The organism is Sinorhizobium sp. 6-70 (assembly GCF_030124375.1).
Classification (GTDB): Bacteria; Pseudomonadota; Alphaproteobacteria; order Rhizobiales; family Rhizobiaceae; genus Sinorhizobium.
Genome location: NZ_JASKLS010000008.1, coordinates 195,445 through 216,156 on the forward strand (window position 1 = coordinate 195,445; position 20,712 = coordinate 216,156).

20 protein-coding genes are annotated in these 20,712 nt (G+C 61.3%); 9 read left to right on the forward strand and 11 right to left on the reverse strand.

What is annotated here, in order from left to right:
- The first annotated feature begins 17 nt into the window (after positions 1-17).
- Together QN222_RS17470 and QN222_RS17475 are read left to right on the forward strand one after the other, a co-directional pair.
- Positions 18-554, forward strand: a complete 537-nt coding sequence (locus tag QN222_RS17470) for a GNAT family N-acetyltransferase (RefSeq protein WP_283965618.1) — start codon at positions 18-20, stop codon at positions 552-554.
- Between the two features lie 273 nt (positions 555-827).
- A complete protein-coding gene (locus tag QN222_RS17475) occupies positions 828-1,178 on the forward strand; it encodes a hypothetical protein (protein WP_283965619.1) in 351 nt (116 codons plus the stop codon).
- Between the two features lie 154 nt (positions 1,179-1,332).
- Here QN222_RS17475 and QN222_RS17480 read toward each other — a convergent pair whose 3' ends face one another.
- From QN222_RS17480 to QN222_RS17510, 7 genes are all read right to left on the reverse strand, one after another.
- The gene (locus QN222_RS17480) at positions 1,333-1,953 is read right to left on the reverse strand and encodes a riboflavin synthase (RefSeq protein WP_283965620.1); all 621 of its coding nucleotides are present in this window, start codon (positions 1,951-1,953) and stop codon (positions 1,333-1,335) included.
- Positions 1,953-3,041, reverse strand: coding sequence for a bifunctional diaminohydroxyphosphoribosylaminopyrimidine deaminase/5-amino-6-(5-phosphoribosylamino)uracil reductase RibD (ribD, locus tag QN222_RS17485; protein WP_283965621.1), 1,089 nt, complete (start codon positions 3,039-3,041; stop codon positions 1,953-1,955). The genes QN222_RS17480 and ribD overlap by 1 nt, the downstream gene beginning before the upstream one ends.
- 18 nt (positions 3,042-3,059) lie before the next feature.
- Positions 3,060-3,533, reverse strand: coding sequence for a transcriptional regulator NrdR (gene nrdR / locus QN222_RS17490; RefSeq protein WP_003529310.1), 474 nt, complete (start codon positions 3,531-3,533; stop codon positions 3,060-3,062).
- 12 nt (positions 3,534-3,545) lie between these two features.
- Complete coding sequence (gene glyA / locus QN222_RS17495; RefSeq protein ID WP_283965622.1) at positions 3,546-4,841, reverse strand: serine hydroxymethyltransferase; 1,296 nt, start codon at positions 4,839-4,841, stop codon at positions 3,546-3,548.
- 182 nt (positions 4,842-5,023) lie between these two features.
- Complete coding sequence (locus tag QN222_RS17500; protein ID WP_283965623.1) at positions 5,024-6,349, reverse strand: murein L,D-transpeptidase; 1,326 nt, start codon at positions 6,347-6,349, stop codon at positions 5,024-5,026.
- A gap of 349 nt (positions 6,350-6,698) precedes the next feature.
- Positions 6,699-7,211, reverse strand: a complete 513-nt coding sequence (locus tag QN222_RS17505) for a transcriptional regulator LdtR (protein ID WP_180940688.1) — start codon at positions 7,209-7,211, stop codon at positions 6,699-6,701.
- Positions 7,212-7,341: 130 nt separating this feature from the next.
- Positions 7,342-7,779, reverse strand: a complete 438-nt coding sequence (locus QN222_RS17510) for a DUF6163 family protein (RefSeq protein WP_284005514.1) — start codon at positions 7,777-7,779, stop codon at positions 7,342-7,344.
- Positions 7,780-7,995: 216 nt separating this feature from the next.
- Here QN222_RS17510 and hemB point away from each other — a divergent pair, with 216 nt between their 5' ends.
- From hemB to QN222_RS17530, 4 genes are all read left to right on the forward strand, one after another.
- Positions 7,996-9,009: a porphobilinogen synthase gene (gene hemB, locus QN222_RS17515; RefSeq protein WP_284005515.1), complete on the forward strand. Its 1,014-nt coding sequence runs from the start codon at positions 7,996-7,998 to the stop codon at positions 9,007-9,009.
- Between the two features lie 81 nt (positions 9,010-9,090).
- Entirely contained in the window at positions 9,091-9,555 is a 465-nt protein-coding gene (locus QN222_RS17520) for an RDD family protein (protein WP_283961373.1), read from the forward strand.
- Positions 9,556-9,696: 141 nt separating this feature from the next.
- Entirely contained in the window at positions 9,697-10,473 is a 777-nt protein-coding gene (locus QN222_RS17525) for an arginyltransferase (RefSeq protein WP_283961374.1), read from the forward strand.
- 3 nt (positions 10,474-10,476) lie between these two features.
- On the forward strand, positions 10,477-11,379 hold the full coding sequence (locus QN222_RS17530) for a DMT family transporter (protein ID WP_283961375.1): 903 nt from the start codon (positions 10,477-10,479) through the stop codon (positions 11,377-11,379).
- Positions 11,380-11,449: 70 nt separating this feature from the next.
- On the opposite strand, the gene QN222_RS17535 is transcribed toward QN222_RS17530, so the two are convergent.
- A complete protein-coding gene (locus QN222_RS17535) occupies positions 11,450-11,779 on the reverse strand; it encodes a helix-turn-helix transcriptional regulator (protein ID WP_283961376.1) in 330 nt (109 codons plus the stop codon).
- 231 nt (positions 11,780-12,010) lie between these two features.
- Complete coding sequence (gene parC / locus QN222_RS17540; RefSeq protein WP_283961377.1) at positions 12,011-14,287, reverse strand: DNA topoisomerase IV subunit A; 2,277 nt, start codon at positions 14,285-14,287, stop codon at positions 12,011-12,013.
- A gap of 411 nt (positions 14,288-14,698) precedes the next feature.
- Between parC and QN222_RS17545 the strand changes: the two genes are divergently transcribed.
- From QN222_RS17545 to groL, 3 genes are all read left to right on the forward strand, one after another.
- Positions 14,699-15,892 carry a hypothetical protein gene (locus QN222_RS17545; RefSeq protein WP_283961378.1) on the forward strand — a complete coding sequence of 398 codons (1,194 nt, stop codon included), beginning with the start codon at positions 14,699-14,701 and terminating at the stop codon, positions 15,890-15,892.
- A gap of 289 nt (positions 15,893-16,181) precedes the next feature.
- A complete protein-coding gene (locus tag QN222_RS17550; protein WP_136504214.1) occupies positions 16,182-16,406 on the forward strand; it encodes a hypothetical protein in 225 nt (74 codons plus the stop codon).
- A gap of 142 nt (positions 16,407-16,548) precedes the next feature.
- Complete coding sequence (gene groL, locus QN222_RS17555; RefSeq protein WP_283961379.1) at positions 16,549-18,177, forward strand: chaperonin GroEL; 1,629 nt, start codon at positions 16,549-16,551, stop codon at positions 18,175-18,177.
- A 125-nt stretch (positions 18,178-18,302) separates the two neighbouring features.
- Here the strand turns inward: groL and QN222_RS17560 are convergent, their stop codons facing one another.
- Both QN222_RS17560 and aspS read right to left on the reverse strand, forming a co-directional pair.
- A complete protein-coding gene (locus QN222_RS17560; RefSeq protein WP_283961380.1) occupies positions 18,303-18,683 on the reverse strand; it encodes a rhodanese-like domain-containing protein in 381 nt (126 codons plus the stop codon).
- Between the two features lie 174 nt (positions 18,684-18,857).
- Positions 18,858-20,645, reverse strand: coding sequence for an aspartate--tRNA ligase (gene aspS, locus QN222_RS17565; protein ID WP_283961381.1), 1,788 nt, complete (start codon positions 20,643-20,645; stop codon positions 18,858-18,860).
- Between the last annotated feature and the right edge of the window lie 67 nt (positions 20,646-20,712).

Consider the following 20,712-nt stretch of genomic DNA (forward strand, 5'->3'; position numbering starts at 1 on the left):
ATAATCTGGATCGAAACATGCACAGCGTTCCCACCATCGAAACCGAACGACTTCTGCTACGGCCCTACCGGCGCGACGACTTTGCCGCCTATACCGCCTTGTTCGCCGACGAGGAGGTCACACGCTACATCGGCGGCATACCGTATTCCCGCGAGCAGTCCTGGACACGCTTCCTGCGCCAGGTCGGCATGTGGCACTATTTCGGCTTCGGCTTCTTCGCAATTCAGGAGAAGGCAACCGGCGCCTTCATCGGCGAGGCCGGCTTCCACGACGCCCACCGGATGATCACGCCCTCCCTCGAAGGCACGATGGAAATGGGCTGGGCACTTTCCCCCAGAGCACATGGCAAAGGGCTGGCCACGGAAGCGGTGACCGCAGCCCTTGCCTGGGCCGATCGTCAATTTCCGGCCTTGAAGAAGACCTGTGTCATCGACGTCGGCAACCAGGCATCGATCCGGGTAGCGGCCAAGCATGGCTTTCTGGAATTCTGGCGCACGACCTATCACGGCAACCACGTCATCCTGTTCGAACGGCACCTGAAGTCCGCGGCCTAGACGAGCTCCCCAATTCGAACATGAACAATTTTTAATTATTTTTCAGACCGTTATGCCTTTGAAAGGGCCACATTCCAGTCCAGCTTGTGAACCGTTGAAACGACGTAACTCTCGGTCGCGCGACGGGAGCGCCGCCTCAACCAGTCGAAACAGTCGAGCACCTTTTTCGCCGCGGGTGACCTCACCCGCCAAGGATGGGTGCTGGCCATCGCGGGACGCCTCGGCCCCGTTGACACGCGCCGGAGACCCGCGGGCAATCAAAGGAGCATGACCATGAACCGCTTTGCGAAAATCTCCGTCATCGCCACCCTCTCCGCCTTGAGTTTCGGCGGCATCTCTTACGCAGCTAGTGCCGAAATGAACTGGCCGAACCAGATCGACCGGACCGTTCGAAACTTCAAGGGCGACAATTTCAGCATCGTCGATGTCGACACGCTGAGCCGGATGAGCGAAACCCGCGCCAGGATCGACGCGGAAACCCCGCAACAGATGGCAGCCCTCCATGCCGCCGTCGACGCCAACAGGGCGCTCGCCGCCAAGCTGAAGGCACGCGACGTCGAGATGAACAACATCGCAGGCGCGGCGCAGGCGGCCGACGGCAGCCTCACACTCTACGTGCGTTGAAGCCATGTCCGCCCCCGCTACTGCATGTTTCCTTAAATCGTAGCCGATTTAGGGACACAAACATGCAGCAATTCAAAGTGCTACAGCGTCCTTTGCGCGTCTGACAAGACGCGCGGGGCGCTGTAGTCGGGGGCGGATCCATTTCCGCCGTTTGTTATTCCGCCTCGGGCGCGGGAAATTCTGCCAGCCGTGCCGCGTAACGCGCCATTGTATCAACCTCGAAGTTGACAAGATCGCCGGCCCGGCGCTCGCCCCACGTGGTGACTTCGAGCGAATGACGGATCAGGAGCACGTCGAACTCGGCGCCATCCACCTTGTTGACGGTGAGCGAGGTTCCGTCGAGGGCGACCGAGCCCTTGGGCGCCACGAACCTGGCAAGCTGCTCCGGCGCGCGCAACCGGAAGCGTACCGCGTCGCCTTCCGGCTCCACCGAGAGGATTTCGGCTCTGTCGTCCACATGGCCGGAGACAAGATGGCCGCCAAGCTCGTCGCCGATCTTCAAGGAGCGCTCCAAATTGATGCGCGTGCCCTTTTCCCATTTAGCGATCGTCGTCAGCCGAAGTGCCTCTTCCCATGCCTCGACCTCGAACCACCGCTCGTTGCTGCCTGCCTCTGGCAACGCGGTGACCGTCAGGCATACGCCCGAATGGGCTATGGAGGCGCCCAAATCGATCGTCTTCGGGTCATAGTTGGTGGCAACGCGAAGCTTAATGCCTTCCTTCAATGGAGTGACGGCCTCAACGATACCGATGTCGGTGACAATGCCTGTGAACATCAGATGTCTCTCTCGTAATCTTCGAAAATATCATCGCCATAACGCGCCATCCGCCGAAGCTTGAAAGCGGCAGGAATGGACTGCCGATCAAATGGGGATCGAATCCCGTCTTCGCCAATGGTGATCGGGCCGGTGAAAAGCAGGATACGGTCGACCAAACCGGCATCGAGGAACGCGCGGGCTGCCCGCGCGCCACCTTCGACCAGCAGCGAGGAAATGCCGCGCGAGGCAAGCGCCGTCAAAAGGTCGGGGATGCTGCCGGCGTCCAGCACCTCGACGCCAGCGGCCTCAAGCGCCGCGCGACGCTTGGCAGCATCCTCATCCAGCCTTGCATCTGCCACGGCAATTACCGGAACTTCTCGCGCGGAACGGACGAGTTTGGAGCCGACTGGCAGATCGACACGGCGGTCGAGAACGATGCGAATTGGGGACTGGTCCTCCAATCCCGGCAAGCGCACGGTCAGTTCCGGATCATCGGCGGTCGCCGTGCCGATCCCGACCAATATCGCGTCGGTCTCGGCGCGCAGCACCTGCACCTGCGCACGCGAAATCGTGCCGGTAATCCGAACCTGCCCCTCCCCGCTACGGCCGATCATTCCATCCTGGGAAACTGCAAGCTTCAGTGTCACCTGCGGGCGTTTCATGCGCTGACGCATGAGATAGGCCTCAAGCGTCCGCTCACCGTCGCGATGGAGCGTGCCGATCTCGACGCCGATGCCGGCATCGCGCAGCATCACCACCCCGCGTCCGGCAACACGCTCGTCGGGGTCGAGAAGTGAAATGACGACGCGCGCGACGCCGGAGGCGATCAAAGCGTCGGCGCAGGGCGGCGTCTTGCCGTGATGCGAGCACGGTTCAAGCGTGACATAGGCGGTTGCCCCCCTCGCCTTCCCCCCGGCTTCGGCGAGCGCCTGCGTCTCGGCATGCGGGCGTCCTCCGGGCGCCGTTACCGCCCGTCCGACGATCGTTCCGTCCTTAACGATGATGCAGGCGACAGAAGGGTTTGTCGAAGTCTGCCCGAGATTGCGGCGGGCGAGACGCAACGCCGCCGCCATGAACCTCTCGTCTTCGCGCGTCGGCACTGTCATGCTGCGCTCCGCTTGGGCCTATTCGCCGGGATCACGCGCGATCTTGGCGCTGATTTCCGCGATGACTTTCTCGAAATCTTCCGCGTGCGAGAAATCGCGATAGACCGACGCGTAGCGGACGAAGGCGACATCGTCGAGGCTCTTCAAAGCCTCGAGCACCTGCAGCCCGATTTCTTCGGAAGGGATTTCCGTTTCGCCTGAACTCTCAAGCCGGCGGACGATGCCCGACACCGCGCGCTCGATGCGGTCCCGATCGACGGGGCGCTTCCTGAGGGCAATCTCGAATGAACGGAGCAGCTTGTCCCGGTCGAAAGGTACCTTCCGGCCGGTTTTCTTGATGATCATCAGCTCACGCAGTTGCACCCGCTCGAAGGTCGTGAAGCGGCCGCCGCAATCCGGGCAGATGCGGCGGCGGCGAATGGCATTCCCGTCCTCTGCCGGACGGGAATCCTTCACCTGGCTGTCTTCGGAACCACAATAGGGGCAGCGCATGCAGCCGTCCGATCACATGTAGCTGTACATCGGGAAGCGGTCGGTGAGCTTGATCACCTTCTCGCGCACCCCAGCTTCCACGGCGGCGTTGCCCTCGTCGGAATTGGCGACCTTGAGGCCATCAAGCACCTCGACGATCAACTCGCCGATTTCCTTGAATTCCGCCTCCTTGAAGCCGCGCGTCGTGCCAGCCGGCGCACCGAGGCGGACGCCCGACGTGACGAAGGGCTTTTCCGGATCGAAGGGAATGCCGTTCTTGTTGCAGGTGATGTAGGCGCGGCCGAGAGCGGCTTCCGCCCGCTTGCCCGTCGCGTTCTTCTTGCGCAGGTCGACGAGCATCAGGTGGTTGTCTGTACCGCCCGAAACGATGTCGAGGCCGTTCGCCTTCAGCGTTTCGGCGAGGGTGCGAGCATTCTTGACGATCTGGGCCGTATATTCCTTGAAGGAGGGCTGCAGCGCTTCGCCAAGGGCAACGGCCTTGGCCGCGATCACGTGCATCAGCGGGCCGCCCTGGAGGCCGGGGAATACGGCCGAATTGATCTTCTTGGCGATGTCCTCGTCATTCGTGAGCACCATGCCGCCACGCGGACCACGCAGCGATTTGTGCGTCGTCGTCGTCGCGACGTGGCAATGCGGGAACGGAGAGGGATGCTGACCACCGGCAACGAGACCGGCAATATGGGCCATGTCGACCATCAGCCAGGCGCCGACTTCATCGGCGATTTCGCGGAAGCGCTTCCAGTCCCAGATGCGCGAATAGGCGGTGCCGCCGGCGATGATGAGCTTCGGCTTGTGCTTGCGGGCCTTTTCGGCGACGTCGTCCATGTCGAGCAGGTGATCGTCGGCGCGGACCCCGTAGGAGACGACGTTGAACCACTTGCCGGACATGTTCACCGGCGAGCCATGGGTCAGGTGACCACCGGAGTTGAGATCGAGGCCCATGAAGGTGTCACCCGGCTGCAGCAGTGCCAGGAAAACCGCCTGGTTCATCTGCGAACCGGAGTTCGGCTGGACGTTGGCAAAGTTGACGCCGAAGAGCTTCTTGGCGCGTTCGATCGCCAGTTCCTCGGCGATGTCGACGAACTGGCAGCCGCCGTAGTAGCGCTTGCCCGGGTAGCCCTCGGCATATTTATTCGTCATGATCGAGCCCTGGGCCTCGAGCACGGCACGCGAGACGATGTTCTCGGAGGCGATCAGCTCGATCTCGTGGCGCTGGCGCCCCAGCTCCTTCTCGATCGCACCGAAGATCTCCGGATCGCTTTCCGCGAGAGAGCGGGTGAAGAAGGCGTCATTGGTTTGTGCAAGCATCGGCTCGAGGCTCCTCTCAAAGGTGGTCGTTCTTTAGCTTCCTCGCACGCGGAGAGCAATATCCGCTGTGCGGTTTGCGCCATTTCCACCATCCGCCGCGCCGAACAACCCGGCGCGCATGCCAAGAAAAAGGCCGCGTTCGTTGAGATGCGCGGCCTCTATCGGTGAAGTCGAAAGTTTGCTTATTGCGGCAGAGCATCCTGCTCGATGGCGCCTGCCGACTGTTCGATTCCCGTTGTCGTCTGGAGCGCGAGTTCGGCAGCGCCGTCGCGCTGATAGATGTCGTCGCGGAACTGCACGACCCGGTCCTTTGCCGACCAGGCAGTGACATAGGTGAAGTAGACCGGTACTTCCTCCGCAAGCGTGATCGGCGTGTTGACGCCGGACTTGATGGTCGCCTCCATCTGCTGACGGGACCAGCCGGGCGTTTCCTTCAGCAACCAAGTCGAGAGGTCGCGAACGTTCTGCACGCGCACGCAGCCAGAGGACTCAAATCGCATCAGCTTGTTGAACAGGCCCTGCTGCGGCGTGTCGTGCATGTAAACCGCGTGCTCGTTGTGGAAGTTGATCTTCGTCGAGGACATCGCGTTGATCTTGCCGGGGTCCTGCCGGAACATCAGGTTCGGCGCTTTCTCGGCGTTCCAGTCCACCGTCTCTGGCGAAACTTCGTTGCCGCTGCCATCGAAAAGACGGATCGCGTTGCGCTCGAGATAGGTCGGATCCTTGCGCATCAACGGCATGATGTCCTTCTGGACGATCGAGCGCGGCGCGGTCCAGTAAGGATTGAGGATGACCTCGTAGATCTTCGAGTTGAGGATCGGCGACTGGCGGTCGATCTTGCCGACGATTGCGGTATGGCGCAGCACCACCCGACCATTCTCGACAGCCTCGATATAGGCGGCCGGAATGTTGACCATCACGTAGCGACGTCCGAGATCGCCCGACATCGACTGGAGGCGAACAAGGTTGGTTTCAAGCTGCCCGAGGCGGGTCATGGCGTCGACATTGAGCGCCTTCAGCGTGTATTCGCCGATGACGCCGTCAGCCGGCAGGCCGTGACGCGCCTGGAAGCGCTTCACCGCACCGTCGACATAGGAATCGAAGGAAGAGGAAATACCGGCCGAACGCGGCAGATCACCGGAAACCATCAGGCGCTGGCGCAGCTGCTGGACAGAGGGATCCGTGACGCCCAACTCCAGCTTCACCGAGGTCGTGACCGTCGGCCAACCGCCGGAGGCTACGATCTGCTGATAGTCATAGATCGCCTGTTGGAGATGGCTGATCGTTTCCGGCCCGAAGACCGGCGTGTTGGAAAGGACGGCCGTCGCCGTGCGCGATGCCTTGGCGTCGAACTGGTCGTCCCAGGAGCCGCGGCGCGGCGAATTGATGATCTCGTTCAGAGCATCCTGCGCGCTGGCGGCGCCTGCCCAGGCGGCAGCACCGAGCGTTGCGGCCGAGCGCAGAAATGCACGGCGCGAGAAAGCATCAATTCCGTTCTTTTTCGACATAGTCCCACCATCTCAATGCGCGCAAAACGCGCGCTGCCCGAGCCCTAACACGACATGGTTAACAAAGGTAAACCCGCGTGCCACCCGGCTCTCCCATTGCCGTCACGATAATGCGAGCGAGAGCCCTCTCCCGGCAGGCCGATGGCGAAACGAACGTCGTCTTCGGCGCAAGCGCACCTGCCGCATGCAAGCGTCGCTGTCATAGCAATATGGCCAATTCGTGTCTCGGGCCGGTCGGGCGGATAGCACGAGAAGAGTCTGACAACAACCGTTTCTAGCAAGAACGGCAAAGGCCGGACACGCAGGGATTGCGCCCGACCCTTGAAACCGGAGGAAAATTAAGCCGAGATCAGAGGCGGTAAAGGATCTGATCGTTCCAGAAGCGGTCGAGACGCTGCAGGAGCTTGTTCATTTGGGTGAATTCGTCGGAACCGATGCCGCCGACCTTCTGGATCGAGCCGATGTGGCGCTCGTAGAGCTTCGCGACGGTTTCGGCGATGTCCTGGCCCTCCTCGGTCAGGCTGATGCGGACCGAGCGGCGGTCAACGCGGGAGCGCTGGTGGTTGATGAGACCGAGATCGACGAGCTTCTTGACGTTATAGGAGACGTTCGAGCCGAGATAATAGCCACGCGAGCGGAGTTCGCCGGCGGTCAGTTCGGAGTTGCCGATGTTGAAGAGCAACAGCGCCTGGACGGCGTTGACGTCGCTGCGACCCTGACGGTCGAACTCGTCCTTGATGACGTCGAGCAGGCGGCGATGCAGACGCTCGACAAGGTGAAGGGATTCCATGTAGAGACCACGGATCGTTTCTTCCTGCGGGTCTCGGGGCGCAACTGCCTGCGGCTTCATTTTCGTGTTCATTTGACTGCCTCACTGTTTTGTTTGGCGGTGTCTGTTTGTCTTCCCGCCTTGAGTGAGACCCTATCGAATACGTATAAAATTCTACTTAAACCGCAGCCTTAACATGAGCTTACCGTCGGGCGAGCCTGTCTCAGGGTGAATCAACCCTTACCTTCCGCGCCTGCCGCAGTCGCTGCACGAAAAGCGCAACGCGGAAAAGAACGAAGGTTACGGCGACGGCCCCGTGGAGCACGAAAAGCAAAGGCCGGGCACCGAAAGTGCCGGGGTAAAATTCATGCACGGCGATTTCGATTGCCGCGGCGAGGACCCAGACAACCGGCCCCCAGGAAACCAAAAGCCATAGGCCGATTGCAGCGACCGGGTAGACGACGGCAAGGGCGGTGGCCGCGGCGCGCCATTCCGGCGGCAGCAGATCGAACCGGCCGGCACCGTTGTGGGAGAAGCCGATGAGCATCGCCCAATAGTTCAAGGCGAACCAGAAGCAGGATGCCGACACCACGCGCAGGAACCAGCCGAAGAGCACTTCGGTCAGCGACGGCTTCGGGACATGAGCAGAATCGTGAAGCATGCGCGGCAACATAGGCCGAGTACTTCGTCAGATCTACCAGCAAGAACCGCAGGGCTCGCGCGGCGCTACAGCACCGTGCGTCCAATCAGGCGCGCAGAGGAAAAACATGTGCCGGGAGCAAATGCCGCAGCCGCCGGTGAGGCTGTGCGGTTTTCAACCGACGGCAGCACATGGTAAAGCGCGGTCTCCAGTGCAAATGCAGAAGGAAGCGGCGCGATGAGCGACAATACGAATCTTGTGGACAGGATAACCGGACACCGCCGCATGCGCCGCAACCGCAAGGCGGACTGGACGCGACGGCTGGTGCAGGAAAACCGCCTGACCGTCGACGACTTGATCTGGCCGATCTTCATCGTGCCGGGCAGCGGCATCGTCCAGCCGATCGACGCCATGCCGGGCGTCAACCGCATGAGCGTCGACAAGGCGGTCGAGGCGGTGAAAGAGGCGGCTGACCTTGGTATCCCCGCAATTGCCACGTTTCCAAACATCGACATGGCGTTGCGTGACGAAACCGGCTCCAACAGCCTCGCTGCCGACAACCTGATCAACGAGGCGACGCGGGCGATCAAGACGGCGGTGCCGAACATCGGCGTCATCACCGACGTCGCACTCGACCCGTTCACGAGCCATGGCCATGACGGGATCCTCCGCGACGGCGAGATCGTAAACGACGAGACCGTGGAGGTCGTCGCCAGGGCAGCGGTGACGCAGGCCGATGCGGGATCGGACATCATTGCCCCGTCCGAAATGATGGACGGGCGCATCGGCGCGATCCGGGAGGCGCTCGACGCCGCCGGCCACCAGAATGTCGGCATTATGTCCTACGCGACGAAATTCGCCTCCGCCTTCTACGGCCCGTACCGTGAGGCAATCGGCACCGGCGGCCTGCTCAAGGGCGACAAGAAGACCTATTACATCGACCCGGCCAACGGTACCGAGGCGATCCGCGATGCCGCGCTTGATGTCGAGGAAGGTGCCGACATGCTCATGGTCAAGCCGGGCCTGCCCTATCTCGACATCTGCTGGCGGATGAAGGAGGCCTTTGGCCTGCCGGTTTTCGCCTATCAGGTTTCCGGAGAGTATGCGCAGGTGAAGGCCGCTGCGGCCAATGGCTGGATCGATGGCGAACGGGTCATGCTGGAAACGCTGCTTGCCTTCAAGCGGGCGGGCTGCGACGGGATATTGAGCTATTTTTCGGTCGAAGTGGCGCGCATCCTGGCAAAACGCTGAGTGGCAGACCGCATTCAGCCATGCATTGTTTTGTCGAGGCTCCTTCCCCATATCTGGTCGGCAACAATGTGAGGCACGCAGATGAGCATGCATGACGAACAAGTCAGATTCCCGAGCGATGACTGGCGCGCCTATCAGGGCGTGCTGTCGCGGCGAGTCTTTGCCTTCATCATCGACTACGTGATCATCGCCCTGCTGTGGATTCCCGCGGCGGTCGTCGTGTTTTTCCTAGGCATTCTCACGCTCGGCCTCGGATTCCTCCTCTACCCCGTGCTCTTTGCGCTTGTGGCGATGCTCTATTTCGGACTGACGGTCGGCGGCCGCGAGCAGGCCTCGCCGGGCATGAGAATCATGGGCGTGGCGATCGCCCGCACGGACGGACGGCCGATGGATTTTCTGACGGCGATCGTTCATCTGGTGATCTTCTGGATCGCCAACGCGCTGTTGACACCGCTTATCCTGCTGATCGGTCTCTTCACCGACCGCGGCCGGCTCTTGCACGACCTTCTGATCGGCACGGTCACTGTCCGTCGCGATGTGTATTAATGCCTGCGGGTTATCTCCGCGGCCTGCGGGCGGCAAAGCACCAATTCCGTGAGGAATGCCTAAACGAGTGTGTTGACGTTTTTCATTCTTAGGCCATGCTATTGCGATGAGTAACCGCACGAAGAGTGGCGCCCACGCTCGATGAACACCCAGACCACACCGTCTCCACAATTCTACCTGACTGCACCGGCACCCTGCCCGTACCTGCCGAACGAGATGGAGCGAAAGGTCTTCACCCACATGGTGGGCGAACGGGCCCCGGAACTGAACGATCTCCTGACGCAGGGCGGCTTCCGCCGCTCCCAGAACATCGCTTACCGGCCAGCCTGCGAAACCTGTCGCGCTTGCGTCTCGGTGCGCATCCTTGCGAACGAGTTCGCGCCGACGCGTTCTATGCGTCGGGTGCTCGCCGCCAACCGGGACGTGGTCTCGGCCGAATACCCCGCCGAACCCTCGAGTGAACAATACAACCTCTTCCGCCGCTACCTCGACCGGCGGCATCAGAAGGGCGGCATGTCCGACATGTCGGTGCTCGATTACGCCATGATGGTCGAGGACACCCACGTGCATACGAAGATCATCGAATACCGCTTGCGGATCGAAGGCGATGGCATCAACGAAAAGGCCAGGGGACCATTGGTCGCCACGGCCCTGACCGACCGTATGAGCGACGGCCTGTCGATGGTTTACTCCTTCTTCGACCCGGCTCTGTCGGAACGTTCGCTCGGCACCTTCATGATCCTCGATCATATTCGCCGAGCGAAGGAGCGCGGCCTTCCCCATGTCTATCTTGGTTACTGGGTGAAGGGTTCGCGCAAAATGGGGTATAAAACAAAGTTTTTGCCGCAGGAGCACCTTATGGCTCGTGGGTGGGAGCGCTATTGTGGCGACGATGACGCACCCACCGAAACGGACTGAGAGTTGACCCATTCCTCTGACGCCGCCCGGCACCGGCGCGGCCTTGCCATCACCGGCCTTGGCGGCCTCGCCCTTTCCTTCGACATTCCGCTTATTCGGTCGGCGAACGGCGAGGTCTGGTCGATTCTCGCCTTGCGCAGCCTTTCAACCTTCTTTGTCGCGCTTGCCGCCTGGTTCGTGCTCAATCGCGTACTTGGCCGCCGCGTTGCCTTGATTCCCGGCAAGGCGGGTATGGTCGCCGGTCTCTTCTACGCCATCAACTCCTTCACCTTCCTGCTCGCCGTGTTCAACACCTCGACGGCGAACGTCGTCTTCGTACTGGCCTTCACGTCGATGTTCGCGGCGCTCCTTTCCTGGATTTTCCTCAAGGAACGGCCCTCGAACGCCACGCTCATGACGATGGGCGTTATGGTTTTTGGCGTCGGGGTGATCGTGCAGGACGGGCTCGAAAGCGGACATCTCTTCGGCGACGCGATGGCCGCCTGCTCGGCTTTCCTGCTGGCAGGCGCAATCACCATCGCCCGCAGGAGCGGCCGGGACATGGCGCTGGTGCCGCTGACGACTGCAATCTTCCCCGCCATTGCTGCCTTCGTGCTCCTGCCGTCGAGCGGCATTTCGATTGCGGAACCCGGCTACATCCTCTTCAACGGCCTGGTGATGATCCCGCTTGCCTTCTTCTGCCTCGCGACGGGCCCGCGGTTTCTTTCCGCGCCGGAGGTCGGCATGTTCTATCTGCTGGAGACGATTCTCGCTCCGATCTGGGTGTGGATCGTCTTTTCGGAAACGCCAACGACGCAGACGCTCCTTGGGGGAGCCATCCTTATCCTTGCCCTGATCGGCCATTCCCTCTGGCAGATGCGCAGCAGGGCGATGAAGGCGCAGATGCAATGTGCGGAACTCCGATAGGCGCGCCTCTGCTGCGATAACGTAGCCTAGGCGTCCGATAAGGCGCGCGGCGCCGTGGCGCATCGCGCGATCACTGTCCCTCGCCGGGTCCGGACTCCTGCGAAACGCTCTGCATCTGCGAGCGCATTGTCCAGAGTTCGCGATTGGTATTGATCCACTTCGCCACGATCTCGAGCGGCGCCGGATCGGCGGTGACGATCTCCCCGCCCTCCCTCTGTTGCCGGGCAATCAGGCCTGCGCTTTCCATGATGGCAAGATGCCCGGAAAGGTCATCCCGTTTCATGCCGACGGCAGAGGCGATCTCCGCGGCACGCGTCGCGCCTGCAAACAAGACCTCGAATATGCGGCGGCGTATCGGATCGGCAAGAGCCAGCAAGGTTGCGTCAAGAGCGGAGGCCATGACATTCACCCCTCTGGAGAGGAACATTGAACAACGAAGGCAATCGCGTCAGCGGCGCCCTTCGACTGCATATTTCTTCAAATCTGAGCGGATTTAAGGACAAAATATGCAGCAATTCAAAGTGCTAGCGCATCGGCCCAAAAATCGGAATCGATTCTCGGAAAGCACGATGCGTAGATTCAAAGACTACAGCGTCCTTTGCGCGTCCTGAAGGACGCACGGCGCTTCAGATCAGCCGTTGAACTTGCCGCTCCGCGGGAAGCCCTTCGGCACGGCTCGTCCGGCCGCGGCACGGTCACCGAGCCACTCGATCAGTTCATCCTTCATCTTGGTGAAGACGCGACCCGCGCTGTCTTCCCAGGTGAGCCCCTCCGCAATGGTAAAGCATCGAATGTCGGAAATGCCGCCATCCTTGTAGCGCTGCAGCCGGACGCCCTTGCCGCGCGCCATTTCGGGGATCTGCACCAACGGGAAAACAAGCATCTTGCGGTTTTCGCCGACGACGGCGACATGATCGCCCTTGACGGGAACGACGAGCTTCGCCTCATCCGGCATACCGACGTTCATCACCTGCTTTCCCTTGCGGGTATTGGCGACGATATCGCTCTCGGTAACGACGAAACCGTTTCCTGCAGCGGATGAAATGATGAGCTTGCGTGCCGGATCATGGACCAAGGCGGTCAGCACGTCCTGATCGTTCTCCATGTCGACCATGATGCGCAAGGGTTCGCCATGGCCGCGCCCGCCGGGCAGCTTGTCGCCGCCAAGGGTGTAGACCTTGCCGCCCGTCGTGAAGATCAGGATCTTGTCCGTCGTCTGCGCCGGGAAAGCCACTTTCAGCCCGTCTCCCTCCTTGAACTGGAGCGATGACGTGTCGGAAATGTGTCCCTTCAGGGCGCGGATCCAGCCTTTTTCCGAAATGACGACGGTGATCGGTTCCTTCTCGATCATCGCCTGCTGAATGGCCTCGACGTCGGCCTCCGGCGCATCGGCAAAAGTGCTGCGACGTTTGCCAAGCTCGGTCGCCTTGGCGAACTTCTTCTTGACCTCGCCGATTTCCCAGGCGACGGCCTGCCACTGCTTCTCATCAGAGGCAAGCAACGCCTCGATCTCCGCCTTTTCCTTCGACAGCGCGTCGAATTCGGTACGGATCTCGAATTCCTCAAGCTTGCGCAAGGAGCGCAGGCGCATGTTGAGGATCGATTCGGCCTGCAGATCGGTGAGCGTGAAACGCTCCATCATCACCGCCTTCGGCTCGTCCTCCTCGCGGATGATGCGGATCACCTCGTCGATATTGAGATAGGCGACGAGATAACCACCGAGAATTTCCAGCCGGCGGTCGATTGCGGCCAGCCGATGGCGCGAGCGCCGCTGCAACACCTCGCGGCGGTGAGCCAGCCACTCCGTCAGCACCTCGTTCAGCGCCATGACGCGCGGCACGCGGCCCATCGACAGCACGTTCATGTTGAGCGGAATGCGGCTTTCGAGCTCGGTCAGCTTGAACAGCGATTCCATCAGGATGCCGGCATCGACCGAGCGGCTCTTCGGCACGAGCACGATGCGCACGTCTTCGGCCGATTCGTCGCGAATATCCTCGAGCAGCGGCAATTTGCGGGCGACGAGCAGCTCAGCGATCTTCTCGATCAGCCGCGACTTCTGGACCTGATAGGGAATCTCCGTGACGACGATCTGATAGCCGCCGCGGCCGAGATCCTCCGAAACCCAACGCGCGCGGACCCGGAAGCCGCCGCGACCGGTCCGGTAGGACTCGATCATGCTTGCCCGGCTTTCGACAATCACGCCGCCCGTCGGCAAGTCCGGCCCCTCGATGCCCCCCTTCTGGGGGTTGGCGGGATCGAACAGCAGGTCCTCGACCGTCGCATCCGGATGGCGGATGAGATGAAGGGCCGCGTCGCAAAGCTCATGGGCGTTGTGTGGCGGAATGGAGGTGGCCATGCCGACGGCGATACCCGAGGCGCCGTTCGCGAGAAGATTCGGAAAAGCGCCGGGAAGCACGACCGGCTCCTGGTCTTCCTCGTTGTAGGTCGGGCGGAAATCGACAGCGTCCTGATCGATCCCTTCGAGAAGAAGGGCTGCAACCTCGGTCATCTTCGCTTCGGTGTAACGGTAGGCGGCGGCATTGTCGCCGTCGATATTGCCGAAGTTGCCCTGTCCGTCGACAACCGGGTAACGCTGCGAGAAATCCTGCGCGAGGCGCACAAGGGCGTCATAGACGGACTGGTCGCCATGCGGATGGAACTTACCGATGACGTCGCCGACGATACGCGCGCATTTCTTGAACGAGGAATTGGGTCTCAGCCCCATCTCGCTCATGGCGTGGATGATCCGGCGGTGGACGGGTTTCAGGCCGTCGCGGACGTCCGGCAGCGCGCGATGCATGATGGTTGACAGGGCATAGGCGAGATAGCGCTCTTCCAGCGCTGCCTTGAGGTCAACCGGCTGAATGTTGTCGTCCCCGCCCGATGGCGGCAAAAGGCTTTGTCCCATGCCCTCTTGCTACCGCAACCGGCCGCCAACGGCAAGAATTTCAAGGCACCGCGTTGTGGAGAACGCGGCCTCTACTGCGCCGCGCGTCTAGACGGCCGACGGCCGGTAAGGTTCCGGAAAGGATGATCCGCGGGGAACAAGCACCATCCGATCTGACGAATATAATTTTGCCCTGTTTCGTATTAGCTTCAGCGTGTGCTGATTTGGCCGATTTGAAATTGAGGATTCGAGTGAGGGTATCCGCGTTCGAGATGTCAGGCTGTCTGCAAGGGGCAGGCCGACCGTCGCAGGGATCGTTTCAGGCTCCGTCAGGGCTGGCGAGTTGACGGATCCCGCAGAGATCACTCAGATTAGCGATAACCGATCCCAGAAACAGCTTCGCATCAAACATTTTTGATAAGGAACTCGATAATGACGCATACGCGCAAGATCCGCCTGATGATGGCGAGCGCCGCCCTTCTCACACTTGCCGGCCCCGCCTTCGCGCTGGACGGCGCGGACATGATGAAAAAGCTTGATGCGGCTCTATCCGCCAACGGCACCTCGATCCGGTTCGACAAGGCGGACGTGAACGGCGACGTCGTCACAGTGACCGGCGTCAAGCTGCAGATGGCGGCGAACCCGGGAGAGGCGGCCAACATCGGTAACGTCACCTTCGAGGGTGTCGAGGAGCGCGAGAATGGCGGCTACTACGCCGAGACCGTTACCCTCCCGGATATCAATGTCAACCAGGACGGCTCCAGCTTCTCCGCACGCAACCTGTCGATCGGCGGACTGTCGATCCCAGGCAATCCGGCCGGCGACACGATCAACGATATCCTGCTTTACGAGACGGCAGGAACCGGACCGATCGTGGTCAATGTCAAGGGCAAGGACGTCTTCACGGTCGAGAGCACCGAAGCCAATCTGACGCGGCAGGAAAATGATGCCGGCTTCGACTTCGACGCATCGCTCGCCGGGCTCAAGGCAGATCTCTCTGACGTCGAGGACGCCAAAGCGAAGGAAGCGATCGAAAAGCTGGGGCTGACCACGCTCGACGGCGAGGTCACCATGAAGGGCAGTTGGGCACTGCAGAGCGGGAACCTTGCCCTCAATGAATACGCCCTCGACTTCAAGAATGTCGGCCGGCTGAACATTGCCATGGACTTTTCCGGATATACGCTGCAGTTCATGAAGGCGCTGCAGGAAGCGACAAAAGCCGCAGAAGCCAATCCGAACAAGGAAGAGGCCAATCAGGCGATGGGTCTCGCGATGATGGGCCTCATGCAGCAGCTGACGTTCAACAGCGCCTCGATCCGCTTCGACGATGCTTCGATCACCAAGAAAGCGCTCGACTACGCCGGCAGCCAGCAGGGCGTTACCGGCGATCAAATGGCACAATCGCTGAAGGGCCTGGTGCCGATCATGATGGCGCAGCTCAACGTACCGGAGTTGCAGAACCAGGTTTCGGCCGCCGTCAGCGCCTATCTTGACGGACCGAAGAGCCTGACGATCAGCGCCAAGCCCGAGAAGCCGGTTCCCTTCCCGATGATCATGGGCGCCGCCATGGGTGCGCCGAACACGATTCCTTCGGTACTCGGCGTGAAGGTGACGGCGAACGACTGAGCGCCTCCCGCATGTTTGCTTAAATCGTAGCCGATTTAAGCAAACATGCAGCAATTCAAAGTGTTACAGCGTCCTTTGCGCGCCGGATAAGACGCGCGGCGCTGTGGGCGCTCGCGAAGCGAGAGTCCGATCCCGATCGAGCCCGGCGATGCAGCGCCGGGCTTTTTCTATCCCGATTGATTAATGCTATCATCCACTGCTTGATGCTCTGAGGCGATCACCTATCTATTTTTGCGTATGGTTGCCGACAATTGCGCATTCCCGACCGATGAAACGGAAGGAGGACGCCATGGGACTGAAGCATTCGGATATCACCGCCATTCTCGGCCCGGTCGACGAGACACTAATGGCCGAGTTACTTGCGACGGGGGCGACAGCGAGCGAACTCGCCGAGGCGATTGCTTGGGTCAACAATGACGAGGCCCTGATCGGCGAAGGCCGCCATCTTCCGGCCGGCCGTGTCGCGGCGTTGATCGACATCCTGACACCTGAAGAAGACGACGAGGAATTATAGTAGCAGTCCGGCTCAGGGGGCGGACCACGGCGTGCGCCCTGGAGTCGGTGTTCGCAAGGGCATGATGACAGGGGTGATCCAGTAGCCTGTTGCGGGGGCAATCAGCGATCATCCTACATTTTCCGTGTTGAGGGAGGAGCACATGGCTGCCAAGGAAGTCAAATTCAATACCGATGCCCGCGACCGCATGCTGCGCGGCGTCGACATCATGGCCAACGCCGTTCGGGTCACCTTGGGCCCCAAGGGCAGGAACGTCGTCATCGACAGATCCTTTGGAGCGCCGCGGATCACCAAGGATGGTGTGTCGGTCGCCAAGGAAATCGAACTCGAGGACAAGTTCGAGAACATGGGCGCACAGATGCTGCGCGAAGTGGCCTCGCGCACGAGCGACGTTGCCGGCGACGGCACGACCACTGCGACCGTGCTTGCCCAGGCGATCGTCAAGGAAGGCGCCAAGGCCGTCGCTTCCGGGATGAACCCGATGGATCTGAAGCGAGGCATCGACCTTGCCGTCGAGGCCATCGTCAAGGAACTCGAGACCCACGCCCGCAAGGTTTCAAAGAATGCCGAAATCGCCCAGGTGGCAACGATCTCCGCCAATGGCGATGCCGAGATCGGGCGTTATCTGGCCGAGGCGATGGAGAAGGTCGGCAACGAGGGCGTGATCACCGTCGAGGAGGCCAAAACCGCTGAGATCGAGCTCGAAGTCGTTGAAGGCATGCAGTTCGACAGAGGCTATCTCTCTCCCTATTTCATTACCAATCAGGACAAGATGCGGGTCGAGTTCGAAGATCCCTACATCCTGATCCACGAAAAGAAGCTCTCCAATCTCCAGGCGATGATCCCGATTCTCGAGTCGGTGATCCAGTCCAGCAAGCCGCTCTTGATCATCGCCGAGGACGTCGAGGGTGAGGCATTGGCAACGCTCGTCGTCAACAAACTGCGCGGCGGCCTGAAGATCGTTGCCGTCAAGGCGCCCGGCTTCGGCGACCGCCGCAAGGCCATGCTCGAGGATATCGCAATCCTCACCGGTGGCACGGTCGTTTCCGAGGATCTCGGTATCAAGCTCGAGAACGTGACGATGGATACGCTCGGGCGGGCAAAGCGGGTAATCGTCGAAAAGGAGACGACGACCATCGTCGATGGTGCCGGTGAGAAGGCCGATATCGGCGGGCGCATCAGCCAGATCAAGGCGCAGATCGAGGAAACAACGTCGGATTATGACCGTGAGAAACTGCAGGAGCGGCTCGCCAAGCTCGCCGGTGGCGTCGCGGTGATCCGCGTCGGCGGTTCGACCGAGGTGGAGGTCAAGGAAAAGAAGGATCGCGTCGACGACGCCTTGCATGCGACAAGGGCGGCGGTCGAGGAAGGCATCCTTCCCGGCGGCGGCGTTGCGCTGCTGCGCGTCGTCAAGACGCTCGGCAACGTGCCGACGGCCAATGACGACCAGCGCGTCGGCGTCGAGATCGTCCGCCGTGCAATCGAGGCCCCTGTGCGCCAGATCGCCGAGAATGCGGGCGCCGAAGGGTCGATCGTCGTGGGCAAATTGCGTGAAAAATCGGACTTCGCCTACGGCTGGAACGCGCAGACGGGAGAATTCGGGGACCTCTACGACATGGGTGTAATCGATCCGGCCAAAGTCGTGCGCGCAGCACTGCAGGACGCGGCCTCCGTGGCAGGCCTGCTGGTCACGACCGAAGCGATGATCGCCGAGAAACCCAAGAAGGAAGCGCCGCCTCCGATGCCCGGCGCGCCCGGCATGGATTTCTAAGAAGCAACTCAACACCCAGACGCGCCGGGGCGCAGACGCGTCCCGGCGCCTTCATGTCATGCCGCCGAGCAGGTGCGGAGCTCCCGAGGAGCCTCAATCTCGGCTACCTGATCGATCCACGCGCCTCAAGCCGGTTCCGTATCGATGCCCGCCTCGACGAGCTCCTTGAAGCCGCCGATGTTGAATACTGCCGTGTAGCCCATGTCCTGCAGCGTCTTTCCGGCAAGGGCCGAACGGCCGCCGGACGCACAATGCAGCAGGACCGTCTTGTCCTTTTGGAAGGCCGGATTGTGGTATTGGCTTTCCGGGTCTGCGCGAAATTCCAGCATTCCCCGCGAGACGTTCACCGCGCCCTTGATCTTCCCGGTTTGCTGAACCTCGGTCGGATCGCGGACATCAACGATGAGCACATCACCGGAGCGCATCTTCTCGGCCGCCTCGGTGGGCGACAATTTCGGGACAACACTATTTGCTTGCGCCAGTAGGTCCTTGACGTTCTTCGCCATCGTTCACTCCACCCAAAACGCTGCCATGGAGCAGCGGAGAAAGGAAACGCTTCGAGGAGAATCCTGTCAAGGCGAGCAATGGGACGACAACGCTTGGGGCGACGGTCGCAGCGCGGCCTGCAGCTCGATCATAAAAAACCCGGCGGTAGAGACCGCCGGGCCGTGCTTGCACGTTCAGTCCTTCTTCTGCGGGATCGGACGGATCGCCAGCTCGCGCAGCTGCGTCGGCGTCGCCGGCGACGGCGCGCCCATCAGGAGATCCTGGGCCTGTTGGTTCATCGGGAAGAGCGAAATCTCGCGCAGGTTCTTGGCACCGACGAGCAGCATGACGATACGGTCGATGCCGAAGGCCATGCCGCCGTGCGGCGGGGCGCCGTACTGGAAGGCGCGGTAGAGCCCGCCGAACTGCTCCTCGACTTCCTGCCGGGATTTACCCGTCAACTCGAAAGCCTTGACCATCAGTTCCGGCAGCTGGTTACGGATGGAACCGGACGCAATCTCGAACCCATTGCAGACCATGTCGTACTGGTAGGCCTTGATGGAGAGCGGGTCGTCGCCGTTCAACGCCTCGAGGCCACCCTGCGGCATCGAGAAGGGATTGTGAGCGAAATCGATCCTCTTTTCCTCTTCCAGCCATTCGTAGAACGGGAAGTCGACGATCCAGCACAGTTCGAAGCGGTCACGATCGACGAGGTTCAGCTCCTCGCCCGCCTTGGTACGGGCTTCGCCGGCAAACTTGTAGAACTTCGCCGGTTCGCCGGCGACGAAGAAGCAGGCGTCTCCGTCCTCGAGGCCAAGCTGCGTGCGGATAGCGTCCGTGCGTTCCTCGCCGATATTCTTGGCGAGCGGCCCGGCACCTTCGAGCTTCTCGCCCTCCTTGCGCCAGAAGATATATCCGAGACCCGGCTGGCCCTGGCTCTGGGCCCAGGCATTCATGCGGTCACAGAACGCTCTTGAGCCACCGGTCTTGGCCGGAATCGCCCATACCTCGACCCGCGGGTTGGATGCGATCATGTTAGCGAAGACCTTGAAGCCCGAACCGGCGAAATGCTCGGTCACGCTCTGCATCTCGATCGGGTTCCTGAGATCCGGCTTGTCGGAGCCATACTTGCGGATCGCCGTGTCATAGGGAATACGCGGGAACTTTTCCGTCACCGGCTTGCCGCCGGCGAAATCCGCGAAGATCGAGCGGATCATTGGTTCCATCGTGTCCCATACGTCTTCCTGCTCGACGAAGCTCATTTCGAGGTCGAGCTGGTAGAATTCGCCCGGCAGCCGGTCGGCGCGCGGATCCTCATCGCGGAAGCAGGGAGCGATCTGGAAATAGCGGTCGAAGCCTGCGACCATCAGAAGCTGCTTGTACTGCTGCGGTGCCTGCGGCAGCGCGTAGAAGGTGCCGGGGTGAATGCGGCTCGGCACGAGGAAGTCGCGCGCACCTTCCGGCGAGGAGGCTGTCAGGATCGGCGTCGTATATTCGGTGAAGCCGATCTCGCTCATGCCCCGGCGCATGGCCGAAATAATCTCGGTGCGCTTGACGATGTTGCGGTGCAGCGTCTCGCGGCGAAGATCCAGGAAGCGGAATTTGAGGCGCACATCTTCCGGATAGTCCGGTTCGCCGAAGACCGGCAGCGGCAATTCCTTGGCCGCCGACAGAACCTCGATCTCGCGCGCATAGAGCTCGATCTCGCCGGTCGGCATGTTCTTGTTGACGGTTTCGTCGGTGCGCGCCTTGACCGTTCCGTCGATGCGGATAACCCATTCGCCGCGCACCGTCTCTGCCGTCTTGAAGGCAGGAGAATCCGGGTCGGCGACGACCTGGGTCATGCCATAATGATCGCGCAGGTCGATGAAGAGCACGCCGCCATGGTCGCGGACGCGGTGAACCCAGCCGGAGAGGCGAACGGTGGAGCCGACATCCGACTTGCGGAGGGCGGCACAGGTGTGGCTGCGGTAACGGTGCATCGTCTAATCCTGGAATTGCTGAAAACCGCGCGGCCGCATGGGGGCGCACGGCAGATCAAAATCGGGC

What these genes read in the sequence shown, in the direction of transcription:
- ribD (WP_283965621.1), bottom strand. Translation starts at nt 3,041, where the DNA reads ATGACAGTGCCGACGCGCGAAGACGAGAGGTTCATGGCGGCGGCGTTG.
- groL (WP_283961379.1), top strand. Translation starts at nt 16,549, where the DNA reads ATGGCTGCCAAGGAAGTCAAATTCAATACCGATGCCCGCGACCGCATG.
- QN222_RS17500 (WP_283965623.1), bottom strand. Translation starts at nt 6,349, where the DNA reads ATGTCGAAAAAGAACGGAATTGATGCTTTCTCGCGCCGTGCATTTCTG.
- glyA (WP_283965622.1), bottom strand. Translation starts at nt 4,841, where the DNA reads ATGCTTGCACAAACCAATGACGCCTTCTTCACCCGCTCTCTCGCGGAA.
- QN222_RS17535 (WP_283961376.1), bottom strand. Translation starts at nt 11,779, where the DNA reads ATGGCCTCCGCTCTTGACGCAACCTTGCTGGCTCTTGCCGATCCGATA.
- QN222_RS17550 (WP_136504214.1), top strand. Translation starts at nt 16,182, where the DNA reads ATGGGACTGAAGCATTCGGATATCACCGCCATTCTCGGCCCGGTCGAC.
- QN222_RS17560 (WP_283961380.1), bottom strand. Translation starts at nt 18,683, where the DNA reads ATGGCGAAGAACGTCAAGGACCTACTGGCGCAAGCAAATAGTGTTGTC.
- QN222_RS17475 (WP_283965619.1), top strand. Translation starts at nt 828, where the DNA reads ATGAACCGCTTTGCGAAAATCTCCGTCATCGCCACCCTCTCCGCCTTG.
- QN222_RS17525 (WP_283961374.1), top strand. Translation starts at nt 9,697, where the DNA reads ATGAACACCCAGACCACACCGTCTCCACAATTCTACCTGACTGCACCG.
- nrdR (WP_003529310.1), bottom strand. Translation starts at nt 3,533, where the DNA reads ATGCGCTGCCCCTATTGTGGTTCCGAAGACAGCCAGGTGAAGGATTCC.
- QN222_RS17520 (WP_283961373.1), top strand. Translation starts at nt 9,091, where the DNA reads ATGAGCATGCATGACGAACAAGTCAGATTCCCGAGCGATGACTGGCGC.
- parC (WP_283961377.1), bottom strand. Translation starts at nt 14,287, where the DNA reads ATGGGACAAAGCCTTTTGCCGCCATCGGGCGGGGACGACAACATTCAG.
- QN222_RS17510 (WP_284005514.1), bottom strand. Translation starts at nt 7,779, where the DNA reads ATGCTTCACGATTCTGCTCATGTCCCGAAGCCGTCGCTGACCGAAGTG.
- QN222_RS17545 (WP_283961378.1), top strand. Translation starts at nt 14,699, where the DNA reads ATGACGCATACGCGCAAGATCCGCCTGATGATGGCGAGCGCCGCCCTT.
- QN222_RS17470 (WP_283965618.1), top strand. Translation starts at nt 18, where the DNA reads ATGCACAGCGTTCCCACCATCGAAACCGAACGACTTCTGCTACGGCCC.
- QN222_RS17480 (WP_283965620.1), bottom strand. Translation starts at nt 1,953, where the DNA reads ATGTTCACAGGCATTGTCACCGACATCGGTATCGTTGAGGCCGTCACT.
- aspS (WP_283961381.1), bottom strand. Translation starts at nt 20,645, where the DNA reads ATGCACCGTTACCGCAGCCACACCTGTGCCGCCCTCCGCAAGTCGGAT.
- QN222_RS17505 (WP_180940688.1), bottom strand. Translation starts at nt 7,211, where the DNA reads ATGAACACGAAAATGAAGCCGCAGGCAGTTGCGCCCCGAGACCCGCAG.
- hemB (WP_284005515.1), top strand. Translation starts at nt 7,996, where the DNA reads ATGAGCGACAATACGAATCTTGTGGACAGGATAACCGGACACCGCCGC.